This window comes from Streptomyces sp. bgisy027 (genome assembly GCF_057710365.1).
The window spans coordinates 1-12,417 of sequence record NZ_JBYIVZ010000012.1 but is presented as its reverse complement, the minus strand read 5'-3'; the positions used below and the strand labels follow the sequence as shown (position 1 = coordinate 12,417).

The 12,417-nt window shown below is 69.4% G+C and carries 13 protein-coding genes; 3 read left to right on the top strand and 10 right to left on the bottom strand.

Annotated features, from left to right (window positions below; all coding sequences use genetic code 11):
- Positions 1 to 273: 273 nt before the first annotated feature.
- Positions 274 to 561 (bottom strand): glutaredoxin family protein, encoded by a 288-nt coding sequence (locus AC3ETA_RS14395; protein ID WP_432193273.1) that lies wholly within the window; start codon positions 559 to 561, stop codon positions 274 to 276.
- Between the two features lie 131 nt (positions 562 to 692).
- Between AC3ETA_RS14395 and AC3ETA_RS14390 the strand changes: the two genes are divergently transcribed.
- From AC3ETA_RS14390 to AC3ETA_RS14380, 3 genes are all read left to right on the top strand, one after another.
- Complete coding sequence (locus AC3ETA_RS14390; RefSeq protein ID WP_432193272.1) at positions 693 to 1,622, top strand: HAD family hydrolase; 930 nt, start codon at positions 693 to 695, stop codon at positions 1,620 to 1,622.
- Between the two features lie 411 nt (positions 1,623 to 2,033).
- Positions 2,034 to 2,807 carry an ECF subfamily RNA polymerase sigma factor, BldN family gene (locus tag AC3ETA_RS14385; RefSeq protein ID WP_432193271.1) on the top strand — a complete coding sequence of 258 codons (774 nt, stop codon included), beginning with the start codon at positions 2,034 to 2,036 and terminating at the stop codon, positions 2,805 to 2,807.
- Positions 2,808 to 3,058: 251 nt separating this feature from the next.
- Complete coding sequence (locus AC3ETA_RS14380; protein WP_432193270.1) at positions 3,059 to 4,306, top strand: DUF5667 domain-containing protein; 1,248 nt, start codon at positions 3,059 to 3,061, stop codon at positions 4,304 to 4,306.
- 96 nt (positions 4,307 to 4,402) lie between these two features.
- On the opposite strand, the gene AC3ETA_RS14375 is transcribed toward AC3ETA_RS14380, so the two are convergent.
- From AC3ETA_RS14375 to AC3ETA_RS14335, 9 genes are all read right to left on the bottom strand, one after another.
- Positions 4,403 to 5,455, bottom strand: a complete 1,053-nt coding sequence (locus AC3ETA_RS14375; RefSeq protein WP_432193269.1) for a lysophospholipid acyltransferase family protein — start codon at positions 5,453 to 5,455, stop codon at positions 4,403 to 4,405.
- A gap of 14 nt (positions 5,456 to 5,469) precedes the next feature.
- Positions 5,470 to 6,531, bottom strand: a complete 1,062-nt coding sequence (locus AC3ETA_RS14370) for an NAD-dependent epimerase/dehydratase family protein (RefSeq protein ID WP_432193268.1) — start codon at positions 6,529 to 6,531, stop codon at positions 5,470 to 5,472.
- A 254-nt stretch (positions 6,532 to 6,785) separates the two neighbouring features.
- Complete coding sequence (locus AC3ETA_RS14365) at positions 6,786 to 6,884, bottom strand: 30S ribosomal protein bS22 (RefSeq protein WP_003948845.1); 99 nt, start codon at positions 6,882 to 6,884, stop codon at positions 6,786 to 6,788.
- A gap of 157 nt (positions 6,885 to 7,041) precedes the next feature.
- Positions 7,042 to 7,254, bottom strand: coding sequence for a helix-turn-helix domain-containing protein (locus tag AC3ETA_RS14360; RefSeq protein WP_004984898.1), 213 nt, complete (start codon positions 7,252 to 7,254; stop codon positions 7,042 to 7,044).
- Positions 7,255 to 7,383: 129 nt separating this feature from the next.
- Positions 7,384 to 8,199 carry a phosphatase gene (locus AC3ETA_RS14355; protein WP_432193267.1) on the bottom strand — a complete coding sequence of 272 codons (816 nt, stop codon included), beginning with the start codon at positions 8,197 to 8,199 and terminating at the stop codon, positions 7,384 to 7,386.
- A 281-nt stretch (positions 8,200 to 8,480) separates the two neighbouring features.
- Complete coding sequence (locus AC3ETA_RS14350) at positions 8,481 to 9,653, bottom strand: acetoin utilization protein AcuC (protein WP_432193266.1); 1,173 nt, start codon at positions 9,651 to 9,653, stop codon at positions 8,481 to 8,483.
- Entirely contained in the window at positions 9,604 to 10,821 is a 1,218-nt protein-coding gene (locus AC3ETA_RS14345) for an MFS transporter (protein WP_432193265.1), read from the bottom strand. The genes AC3ETA_RS14350 and AC3ETA_RS14345 overlap by 50 nt, the downstream gene beginning before the upstream one ends.
- A gap of 66 nt (positions 10,822 to 10,887) precedes the next feature.
- Positions 10,888 to 11,667 carry a VC0807 family protein gene (locus tag AC3ETA_RS14340; protein WP_432193264.1) on the bottom strand — a complete coding sequence of 260 codons (780 nt, stop codon included), beginning with the start codon at positions 11,665 to 11,667 and terminating at the stop codon, positions 10,888 to 10,890.
- A 93-nt stretch (positions 11,668 to 11,760) separates the two neighbouring features.
- Positions 11,761 to 12,405, bottom strand: coding sequence for an HAD family hydrolase (locus AC3ETA_RS14335; protein ID WP_432193422.1), 645 nt, complete (start codon positions 12,403 to 12,405; stop codon positions 11,761 to 11,763).
- Positions 12,406 to 12,417: the final 12 nt, after the last annotated feature.

Here is a 12,417-nt window from a genome sequence, read left to right as displayed (position 1 = left end):
TGCGGGTAGAGCGTGGGGGCAGGCGGTCACACGTACCTAGACCGCCCCGTCGAATGCAGGCTATGTCTTTGTGAACGCGTGCACAAAGATGGTGTCCGATTTGCCCGCCCAACGTGACCGGGCTCACGCACGCCCGGCGCACTGGTGTGGAACCGGCGCATACGCACCACCGTTCCTCAACTCTTGGGGGCAAAACCGCACACTCTCCTCAACGATCCCCGCCCCCGAGACCAAGTCGCCGTCGATCCTAAGCCGATTCCCGAGGACTTTGGACTACTCGGTCAGTGCTTTGCGGAGGCGATCCTCGTTCACGCGCCAGAAGGTGTGCTGGGCTCCGTCGACGAGGACGACGGGGATCTGTTCCCAGTACTGGTCGTGGAGTCGGGCGTCCCGGGTGATGTCCTTCCACTCCCAGGGAACCCCCAGCTCGCCGCAGATCCGCTCGACGACACTCTGTGCGTCATCACACAGATGGCAGTCGGGTTTGCCGATGAGGGTGACCAGCCGGTCCCCGGGGGACTTGGCCGCGGCGCGACGGAAGAGGGGGCTCATGTCAGCCATTCTCGCGCGCCCGAGCCCGGATGACCGGTCGTCGCCCGACCACGCCGTTTAACTGCGCGGTCGCGGAGAGTTCACGGCCTTCAAACCTCTCGACTCCGGAAGCACCGAACAGACTGGCTATGCTCACGGTCATGGCCGCTCTTGGATGGCTCACTCCCCGTAGGCGCTCCGCCACGGCGCGGAGCGTGTTGGCTGGCGAGGCTTCGGCGGAGGCCGCGCGCAAGTCCTCGCAGGAGGCGACAGAGGTCTCGGAGCCCTCGGAGGCCGAGCCGGAGTTCCCGGTGCTCGGCGACGAGCAGGCCGCGGCCTTCTTCGACCTGGACAACACCGTGATGCAAGGTGCCGCCCTCTTCCACTTCGGTCGGGGCCTGTACAAGCGGAAGTTCTTCGAGACCCGCGACCTCGCGAAGTTCGCCTGGCAGCAGGCGTGGTTCAGGCTCGCGGGCGTCGAGGATCCGGAACACATGCAGGAGGCCCGCGACTCGGCACTGTCGATCGTCAAGGGCCACCGCGTCGCCGAGCTCCAGTCGATCGGCGAGGAGATCTACGACGAGTACATGGCCGAGCGCATCTGGCCCGGCACCCGCGCCCTCGCCCAGGCCCACCTGGACGCGGGCCAGAAGGTGTGGCTCGTCACGGCGGCCCCGGTGGAGATCGCCACCGTGATCGCCCGCCGCCTGGGCCTGACCGGCGCCCTGGGCACGGTCGCGGAGTCGGTCGACGGCGTCTACACCGGCAAGCTGGTGGGCGAGCCGCTGCACGGCCCGGCGAAGGCGGAGGCGGTGCGCGCGCTGGCCTCGGCGGAGGGCCTGGACCTCGCCCGCTGCGCGGCGTACAGCGACTCGCACAACGACATCCCGATGCTCTCCCTGGTCGGTCACCCCTACGCCATCAACCCGGACACCAAGCTCCGCAAACACGCCCGCCACCTGGACTGGCGCCTGCGCGACTACCGCACGGGCCGGAAGGCGGCCAAGGTCGGCATCCCGGCCGCCGCCGGCGTCGGCGCGGTGGCCGGCGGCACGGCAGCGGCAATCGCCCTGCACCGCCGCCGCCGCTGAATGCGTCCGCACCGCCGTCACCGAGTCCCTCCGTACCGAGGCCGCCGCGGAATCCGCCCGCGACGGCCTCGGCGCGGTTTCGCGCGGCGGGGCACGCCCGGGCCGACCCGCCGATCCGCACCCCATACCCCCATGACTCCCTGTCCAGTCCCCTTGGCTGCACACGGCCACAACACGCCCTGGAGTCAGCCCCAACGCGGACGCAATCGATCAACAAACGGTCACTCTGCGGCACTTGATCGGGCGTCAATCGGTTACAGAAGAGACGCAATCGGTGATTTGAGCAACTGGGCGTAGCAGTGCCTGCACGAAGCGTTATTCTCCTCAGACGCAAACCGGTACCGCTCCGTCGCTACGACGGGTGAATGGTTCCGTACTGCACGTGATGGAAGCTCTGCCTCTGGGAGTCCCGTGTACCCACACGTCGGGGTTGACGCCTCGGGCCTGGCTACGCTGCGCGCAACGGTCCAAGACCTGTTGCGCGGCTTCGTCCCCACCGCGTACGCCGTCCCCGCCCTCGCCGTAACCGCCGCACCCGTAGGCCCGTGCTACGCGCTCGCCGACGGCGGCGCCGCAGTCGGCAGACGGGGACGCGCGGCCGGCGCGACGACCGCGCGTCGGCCCGCCGCGGACAGCGACAGCGCTCGAATGATGGATCTCGTCGAACGCGCACAGGCCGGCGAGGCCGACGCGTTCGGCCGGCTCTACGACCAGTACAGCGACACCGTCTACCGCTACATCTACTACCGCGTCGGCGGGAAGGCCACCGCCGAGGACCTCACCAGTGAGACCTTTCTGCGGGCCCTGCGACGCATCGGCACCTTCACCTGGCAGGGCCGGGACTTCGGCGCCTGGCTCGTCACCATCGCCCGCAACCTGGTCGCCGACCACTTCAAGTCCAGCCGCTTCCGGCTGGAGGTGACCACCGGCGAGATGCTCGACGCCAACGAGGTCGAGCGCTCCCCCGAGGACTCCGTCCTGGAGTCCCTCTCCAACGCCGCCCTCCTGGAAGCCGTACGGCGACTCAACCCCCAGCAGCAGGAGTGCGTCACCCTCCGCTTCCTCCAGGGCCTGTCCGTCGCCGAGACGGCCCGTGTCATGGGCAAGAACGAGGGCGCCATCAAGACCCTCCAGTACCGGGCCGTCCGCACCCTCGCCCGACTGCTGCCGGACGACGCGCGCTGAGCGCTTCACCGGCACCGATCCAGCACTCTCCGCAACCTCCAACTCACCCTCGGTGAAAGTCTGTTGACTTCGCGGTCCGTTCATCCGCAGTCCGTAACCCAAGTGCCAAGCCGCTCGTTGTGCGGGATGCAGGCTCCCTGTGGTCACTCCCTGGCCGACTTCGATCACTCGATCGTGTGCAAGTGGTCAGGGCGTGCAACCCTCAGGACCCCCTGGGGAGTCGACCGTCATCACGAGAGGAGGTGCCGCCAGTGATCGCGAACGTATCGGCACACCGGCGGGCGAACGCCTTCGCCCAGGCCCTGGACGAGCTGACCGACCGGGGTTCGGCGGCCGAGCAGCCCGAGCAGCCCGAGGGAACGGCACCGGCGGACACTGCTGCGGAACGCACCGAGCAGGGTCGCCTGTTGGCCCTCACCGAGAGTCTCGGCGAACTGCCCAAGCCCGAGCTCGACCCCGAGGTCAAGGTCGTCCAGCGCGCCCAGCTCGTGGCCGCCATGGAGGCCATGCTCCAGGAGGGCACCACGGGCACCGAGGCGGGCCCAACCCTGCCCGGGCAGCGTTCGGAACGGGAACGAGGGGCGCACCGGGCTTCCCCACTGGGCAAACTGCGGCCGCGCTCACGACTCGCCAAGGGCCTCACCGCCGGCGGGCTCAGTGTCGGCGTCGCCGCCGGAGCCTTCGGCGGGGTGGCCGCCGCGAGCTCCGACGCCCTGCCCGGCGATTCGCTGTACGGCCTCAAGCGCGGCATCGAGGACTTCAAGCTCAATGTCCTGGCCGACGGCAAGGACGAGCGCGGGCGCAGCTACCTCGACCAGGCCTCCACCCGGCTGAGCGAGGCCCGGCGGCTGATGGAGCGCGACCGTGGCGGACAGCTCGACCACGAGTCGATGGCGGAGATCCGCCGCACTCTGTACGGCATGCGGCACGACGCCTCGGAGGGCCACCGGCTGCTGCGCGAGGCCTACGAGCGCGACCCCGACTCCCTGGGCCCCATCCAGGCCCTGTCCGCCTTCTCCCGCTCGCACCGCGCGGTGTGGGGCAGCCTCCGCGAGCGGCTGCCCCTCCAGCTCGGGGACGTCGGGGACCAGGTGTCTTCGGTGTTCGACGCCATAGACGAAGAGGTCGCCCCGCTGGAGTCCCTCCTGCCGGAGCAGCCGGCCCAGAGCGGCGAGGGCAAGCGGCACGGCGGTTCCGGATCGGCCTCCACCGGTACGTCCGGCTCCGACCGGACGGCCCGGCCCAGCGCCGGCGGCAGCGGCTCCTCCGACGGCCATCGCTCCAGCCGTCCGAGCAACTCGGCGGACAGCTCCGGCAGCGAGAGCGAGGGCCTGCTCGGCGGAAACACCGGCGGCCTCCTCGACCCGCCCAAGGACACCGGCAGCTCGGGTTCGTCGTCCACCACCCCGACCCCCACCACCGAGCCCGCGGTCACCCTCCCGCCCCTGCTCCCGGGCCTCCTGCCCGGCCTGGGCATCGAGGGCGAGGACGCGCACTAGGCCACCGCGGAATCGCCAGTCCGACGATGGGGGCGCCCCTCGCACAAGGGGCGCCCCCATCGTCGTACAAACGTTTCTCCGCCTGAAGAGCCGGCCTCAGAAGAACACGGACCGCCGCTGCACCAACAACTTGTACAGCGTGTGCTGGATCTGTTCTCTGACCTGGTCGGTCAGGTTGAACATCAGCATCGGGTCCTCGGCGGCCTCCGGCGGGTAGCCGTCCGTGGGGATCGGTTCGCCGAACTGGATCGTCCACTTCGTCGGCAGCGGGACCGCGCCGAGCGGGCCGAGCCACGGGAAGGTCGGCGTCAGCGGGAAGTACGGGAAGCCCAGGAGCCGGGCCAGCGTCTTCGCGTTGCCGATCATCGGATAGATCTCCTCGGCCCCGACGATCGAGCACGGGATGATCGGCGTGCGCTTGCGCAGAGCCGTGGAGACGAAGCCGCCACGGCCGAAGCGCTGGAGCTTGTAGCGCTCGCCGAACGGCTTTCCGATGCCCTTGAAGCCCTCCGGCATCACCCCGACCAACTCGCCCTTCCCGAGCAGCCGCTCGGCGTCCTCCGCGCAGGCCAGGGTATGGCCCAGCTTGCGGGCGAGTTCGTTGACCACCGGCAGGACGAAGACCAGGTCCGCCGCGAGCAGCCGCAGATGCCGGCCCGCGGGGTGGTGGTCGTGCACGGCGACCTGCATCATCAGGCCGTCCAGTGGCACGGTGCCCGAGTGGTTGGCGACGATCAGCGCGCCACCCTCGGCCGGGATGTTCTCGACGCCCTTCACCTCGACCCGGAAGTACTTCTCGTACACCGGGCGCAGCAGGGACATCAGGACCTGGTCGGTGAGCTCCTCGTCGTACCCGAAGTCGTCGACCTCGTAGTCCCCGGTGAGGCGGCGCCGCAGGAAGGCCAGGCCGCTCGCGATACGCCGCTCCAGGCCGCCGTCGTCCAGGGGCTGCTGGGGCGGCTGTTCCTCACGTGTCACAGGAACATCATCCTGCGCGATGGACCGTCCCGGGAGTGGCTGGACCTCGCGTACCAGCGCGGATTCACCGCTCTTGCGCCGGCTCCCCGCGCTCCGGCGCCGCGACGGCCGCTGCACGGCGCTCCCGCGGGACCGGTCGTCGTCGAACGGAATGACCTTGGCGTCCGCCATCGTTGATGCGCTCCTCAGTTGGCGCTCTGCGTCGGGAGGTGGCCGCCGCCCGGCAAGGGCAGCGCGGCGATCCGGTCGACGGCCCCCGCGAGGGCCTCCGGCGGCAGCAGACCCGGTCCGCGGCTGCGTGCGAACTCCGCGAAGGTCTCCGCCGTCGTGTACTTCGGCTTGAATCCGAGTGTCTCTCGCATCTGGTCCGTGGACACCACCCGGCCGTGAGTGAGCAATCGGATCTGCTCCGGCGAGAAGTCCGACATGCCCAGCGTACGCACCAGGGAGCCCGCCCAGGTGACCGCGGGGAGCAGCAGCGGCACGGTGGGCCGGCCCAGCCGTCGGGAGCACTGCGAGAGCAGCAGGACGCCGTCGCCGGCGATGTTGAAGGTGCCGCTGTTGAGCGTGCCCCGCTCCGGCTCGTGCGAGGCGATGCGCAGCACCTCGATCACGTCGTCCTCGTGGACGAACTGGAGCCGCGGGTCGTAACCGAACACGGTCGGCAGCACCGGCAGCGAGAAGTACGAGGCCAGCGGCGTGTCCGCGGAGGGGCCGAGGATGTTGGCGAACCGCAGCACGCACACGGCGACGTCCGGCCGCCGCCGGGCGAACCCGCGCACATAGCCCTCGACCTCGACGGCGTCCTTGGCGAAGCCGCCGCTGGGCAGGGACTTGGGCGGGGTCGTCTCGGTGAAGACGGCCGGGTCGCGGGGCGCGGACCCGTAGACGTTCGTACTGGACTTCACCACGAGGCGCTTGACGGTGGGGGACTTCTGGCAGGCGCCGAGCAGCTGCATGGTCCCGATGACGTTGGTCTCCTTGACCGTGGTCCGGCTGCCGCTGCCCAGCGCGGTCCCGGTCACGTCCATGTGGACCACGGTGTCGGCACCGCTCTCCGCCAGTACCCGCGCGATGGTGGGCTGGCGGATGTCGGCCTGGATGAAGTCGGCCCCGCCCAGATGGTGCCCGGGCGGAACCGCGTCCACGGCCACCACCCGGTCCACCTGGGGGTCACGCTGGATCCGTCGTACGAAACGGCCCCCCAGTTGACGGGCCACTCCGGTCACGAGCACGACCTTGCCCAAGATCAGCGCCTTCCTTCCAGCACTCGTACCCCTGCCGAGTTCCCCGTGTGCGGCCAACTTAGCGGGTCGATGTTGCACTGTGATGACCGCCCAATGCACGAAGTGACGATAATTCTCCGCGTACCACCGGACGGGTCAGTCCTTTGTGCAGGCATACGCACAGAGTTCGGCCCTTCGCACATCGCCCCCGATACGCGTGTGGCCCCCCACCGGTGCGGTGGGGGGCCACAATCACGCTGCTTTCGCAGCGTCGCTCACTTCTTGTTGCGACGCTGAACGCGCGTGCGCTTGAGCAGCTTGCGGTGCTTCTTCTTGGCCATCCGCTTGCGCCGCTTCTTGATAACAGAGCCCACGACTACCCTCGCTCACTTCTCATCACTCGGTGTTTGGGCGCCATGGGCCCACACGACCTACGAGGGGCTAGCCTACCCGCCCGAGCGCTGAGGTCGTAATCGAGGAGGCGGGAGGGAATCCCGAAGTGCCCTGAGGGCCCCCTCCCGCCCTTTGCCGTCAGGCGGTTTCCACCCCCACGTAGCTCTCGCGGAGGTATTCGTGAACCGCTTGCTCCGGGACGCGGAACGACCGCCCCACACGGATCGCGGGCAGATGACCGCTGTGCACCAGCCGGTACACGGTCATCTTCGACACTCGCATCACCGAGGCGACTTCCGCCACGGTAAGGAACTGAACCTCGTTCAGAGGCCTCTCGCCAGCTGCAGCCATGACACACCTGAACCTTCCGCACTCGACGGCCACCGGCTTCCCCTTCCGGTGACTCTTCGTCGCTGCGTGCTCACTCCCCAATGTAGGGGCGGGTGATGCGAGTGGGGAAGAGGGGATGGCATCGGCGCCTTACTGTGACAGACACGCTCGATTGAGTACGTAGCGGGTAAGCGGTCGGTAGTAATCAGACCGCACAGCGTCATCAAGTGGAACGACGACGGACACGGACCCCTCGGCCTGCCCCACAAAGAGCGCGGGGTCATTCGTATCGGCCGGACCAATGGCCTCAAACCCCAGCTGACCTGCCCCGCAGACCCAGCCGTGGTCCCCGATCACCAGCTCCGGCAGGGGGCCGCCGGCCTCCACCGCGGCTGCCAGGGCCGTGCGAACCGGGAGGGGTGAGTGCGTGTGTGCGCCGGGCTCACAACCGGGGCGAGAGGCGCCGGGTTCCCGCACCAGCGCGACTCCTCGTACGTAGGCAAGGTTGTACGTGCGTAGTCCGAACCGGGTCGTTATGTCGACACTGTGGCCATGCGCGGGGGTGAGAACGGCACATCCCGCCGCCGACAACGCGTCCGCCAAGGCGACGTAGAACCCGAGCAGTCTGTGGGGGTGCCCGGTGCCGAGCAGGACAGGCGCTCTGCGCTGGGCGACTGCCGCGAGGCGTTCCGCAAAGGCATCCAGAGCGGTCAGAGTCAGCTCCGGATCGATCACATCCTGGCCAGAAATCTGATGCGGATCGGCCGAAACCCCACACTTCTCCGCCATCAGCGCAATCAGTTCACGCTGCCCCCAGACCCCCTCGGGATCCAGCCCGAGCAGCACACGAGGATCGCGGGCGGCGAAGAGCCGGTAACTCCGCAGGCTCTCCTCACGGGAAGTGGCCACGGGCCCGGCAAGACGCGCGGCGAGGAGATGGGCGCGCAGGGCACCGGTGCTCAACACGTCAGCGATCGTGACCGAAGAAGCGGACGAATGCCGACGGAACGGGGAAACACCGCACAGTTGGCGTAACGACCACGGCGACCGAGGCGACTGAACAGCGACAGAACCACCCCACCACCGTCGGGCAGGGTCCCTGGTCTCACCACACGGGCGCGACGACCGCCAGTTGACCGGCGCCACCCACGACCCGGGCGGCGCACACGTCGTCCGCCAACACAGGGACGACAGCATGCGCGGGCTCTGCTCCTGACCCGACCGGGGTCCCGACCCCGCGGGGGCCGCTACGGCAGCAGTCCCCGCAGCGGGAACGCCGCCCGCCGGGCCGCCAGTACGGCCTGGTCCAGCCGGTCCCCGGGGTCGTACCCCGACTCCCAGTCCGCCCAGGACACCGGCCACCGTCCGTCGGTCATCCGCATCGGCGCCAGCTGCCGCGTCCGCGCGAAGACCTCCTGTCGCCAGCTCTCCGGGATCATCGCCTCGGGCTCGATCGGCCGGCCCGCGGTGATGGCCACGAGATGCGTCCAGGACCGCGGCACGACCTCCACCACGGCATATCCGCCGCCGCCCAGGGCGACCCACCTGCCGTCGGCGTACTCGTGCGCGAGGTCGTGACACGCCACCTGCACGGCCCGCTGTGCGTCCAGCGACACCGCCAGATGCGCCAGCGGATCCTCGAAGTGCGTGTCGGCACCGTGCTGCGTCACCAGCACCTGCGGCCGGAACTCCGCCAGCAGCTCCGGCACCACGGCATGGAACGCCCGCACCCACCCGGCGTCCCCGGTGCCGGCCGGCAGGGCCACGTTCACCGCCGCGCCCTCCGCACCCGGCGCCCCGGTCTCCTCGGGCCACCCGGTCTGCGGGAACAGGGTGCGGGGGTGCTCGTGCAGCGAGATCGTCAGCACCCGCGGGTCGTCCCAGAACGCGGCCTGGACCCCGTCACCGTGGTGGACGTCGACGTCGACGTACGCGACCCGCTCGGCCCCCAGCTCCAGCAGCCGCGCGATGGCCAGCGAGGCGTCGTTGTAGATGCAGAAACCCGAGGCCCCGCCCGGCATCGCGTGGTGCAACCCGCCCGCGAAGTTCACCGCGTGCAGCGCCTCCCCGCGCCACACCGCCTCCGCCGCACCCACCGACTGCCCGGCGATCAGCGCCGACACCTCGTGCATTCCGGCGAACGCGGGATCATCGAGCGTGCCCAGCCCGTACGACATGTCCGCCGCCCCCGGCTCGGCCGACGCCGCCCTCACGGCCTCGATGTAGTCCTCGCGGTGGACCAGCCGCAGCGTCGACTCCCCGGCGGGCTTGGCCGCGACGACCTCCACCTCCCGGTCGAGCCCGAAGGCGTCGACGAGCCTCCGGGTCAGGGCAAGCCGGACCGGATCCATCGGATGCTCCGGACCGAAGTCATAGCCCGTTACTGCCTCGTCCCACATCAGCTGTGCGCGGCCGCTCATGCCCGTCACCGTATCGGTCCGGTTGAGCGGCGAACGAACGGGCGTACCCGAGCGTCACCAGCACCAACACCATCGGCACGAGCATGGCCCCGCGATAGCTCCACGCGTCGCCCAGCGCCCCGACCAACGGCGACCCGATCAAAAAGCCCACATAGTTGAAGACATTGAGTCGCGCGACGGCCACATCCGAAGCCCCTGGGAACAGCCGCCCGGCCGCCGCGAAAGTCTGCGGCACCAGCACGCACAACCCGACCCCGACCAGCGTGAACCCCAGCATCCCGACCCAGGCCCCCGGCGCCGAGGCCACGACCGCGAACCCGGCCGCCGCCACCAGCGCCCCGCCCCGCACGACCACCACGGCCCCGAACCGCCGTACCCCGAAGTCCCCGATGGCCCGCCCCACCAGCGTGGTCACCATGTAGACGTTGTACGGCACGGTCGCCAGCTGCTCCGAACTGCCCAGCACGTCCTGGAGGTACTTGGCGCTCCAGTTGGAGACCGTCGAGTCCCCGATGTACGCGAACGTCATCACCAGACACAGCGGCAACAGCACCTTGAACACGACGGGCCCACGCTCACCCGCGCTCTCCGGCACGACCTCATCGCCGTCACTCCCGTCGACGTACCACCGGCTCCCCACCAGCGCGGTCGGCAACAGCACCACGACGACCGGCAGATACGACACGAACAGCGCCAGATCCCAGTGCGCCCCCACCCACGCCAGCGAGGCCCCGACGATCCCGCCCAGGCTGTACGCCGCGTGGAAGCTGAGCATGATGCTGCGCCCGTACGCCCGCTGGAGGCTCACCCCGAGCATGTTCATCGAGGCGTCCAACGCGCCCACGGCCAGCCCGAACGCGGCCAGCGCCACGCCCAGCTCGACCATCCGCTCCCCCGCGCCGACCCCGAGAAGCGCCAGCAGCACGACAGGCTGGGACCAGCGCAGCACCCGGCTCGGCGGTATTCGCTTCACCAGCCGCTCGGTGGCCACACTGCCGACACCGGCGAGGACCGGTACGGCCGCGAGGAAAGCGGGCAGCAACGCGTCGGAGACTCCGTACCGGTCCTGGATGGCCGGAATCCGCGTCACCAGCAGGGCAAAGGCAACACCCTGAGCGCCGAAGCTCAACGCCAACGAGGCCCTACCGCGCCGCAGCACATCAGTCATGGCGGCGAGCGTAGAGCCCCGTTGTACCGGTGGGTAGATCCAGCCAAAGATGAATTTCCCTCAGCTTTACTTGGCGTGCGCCAGACCGGCGGGCGCCGGCTCAGCTCGGACGAGCTCACAAGCCCCGGTGACCTCACCGGCCCGACAGCCCTTCCCCGCCTCCGACTTGGCCCCCGACTTGGCCTCCGAGACGACCATGGCGGCCATCGGACCGGCACCCAGCGCACCGCCGACCACGAAGCCCAGGGCCATGGCACCGACCATGATCACATTGCCGGCCCACACCATGGTGTCCACGGGCAGGGCGTACGCCCCCACGATCCGCACCACACACTCCGCGAGCAGTACGACACCCCACACCAGCGAGAACATCCGCTCCGCCCGCCGGAACCGCGCCGACCCCGCGTGCAGCCGAGCCCAGGCGGCCTCCCGACCGGCGTCCCCCTTCACCACCCAGGGCTTCATGCCGGCGGTCATCATCGGCCTGCCCAGCATCACGGAGACGATGATCCCGATCCCGATGGTGCTGCTGACGGCACTGTCCTTGGCGATCATCAGCCGCGGATCCCCGGCGACGAAGCTCAGCAGCAGCGACACGACGTTCACGAACAGGATGAGCGCGGCCATCCCGTTCACCTCACGCGACTTCAGCACGCCCCACCCGGTCCGCACGGCCGGCACGATGCTGCTCAGCGCGAGCGCCATCAGGGTGCTCATCCCGAAGCCGTTCTTCAGGAGGTAGTACGTCCCGATGGGCACCGCGACATCGATGAGCAGCGGCGCGAAGTTCCGCAGCACGCGGCGACGGTTGGTGCTGTTTGCCTTGGTGGTCCCCGTGTTCGTCATGCCCTCAGCTTCGCGTCCGGCGCCGGGCCCCCGGTAGAAACGATCGTCCAGCCCTCTGCATGACAAATGTCAGCACCGCACCACCACGCCGCATCACACCAACAGGTCAGCCAACTCGCCCATGTCAGCGAAGAGTTGAGTGGCCCCGGCGAGCTTCGCGGGCGGCGTCATGGCGGTGAACCCATAGACATCCATCCCGGCCGCGACGGCCGCCTGCACCCCCAGCGGACTGTCCTCGACGACGAGACAGCGCGCTGGTGCGACCCCCATCCGCTCAGCGGCATGCAGGAACAGATCCGGCGCCGGCTTCCCCCGCCCCACATCCTGCGAGCTGAAGACCCGCCCCTCGTGAAAGTACCGGTCGAGCCCCGTCGTCCGATGCCCCACCCGAATCCGCTCATGGCTCCCGGAGGACGCGACACAGTACGGCACCCCGTCCGCACCCAGCTTCTCCAGCGCGTCCACGGCGCCCGGAACAGCCTTCAACTCCCGCTCGAACGCGGCGAACACCCGCGCATGGAACACGTCGTCGAAGTCCTCGGGCAGCCGCTCCCCGGTCCGCTCCAGCACCAGGTCGTGAATCCGGTGCATCGCCGATCCCATGTAGTCCCGAATGGAGTCCTCGTACGACGTCGGGTGCCCCAGCTCCGTGAGGTACGCGGCAAGAAACCGGTTGGAAATGGGCTCGCTGTCGACGAGCACGCCGTCATTGTCGAAGATCACCAGGTCATAGCGCATACGTTTGAGCTT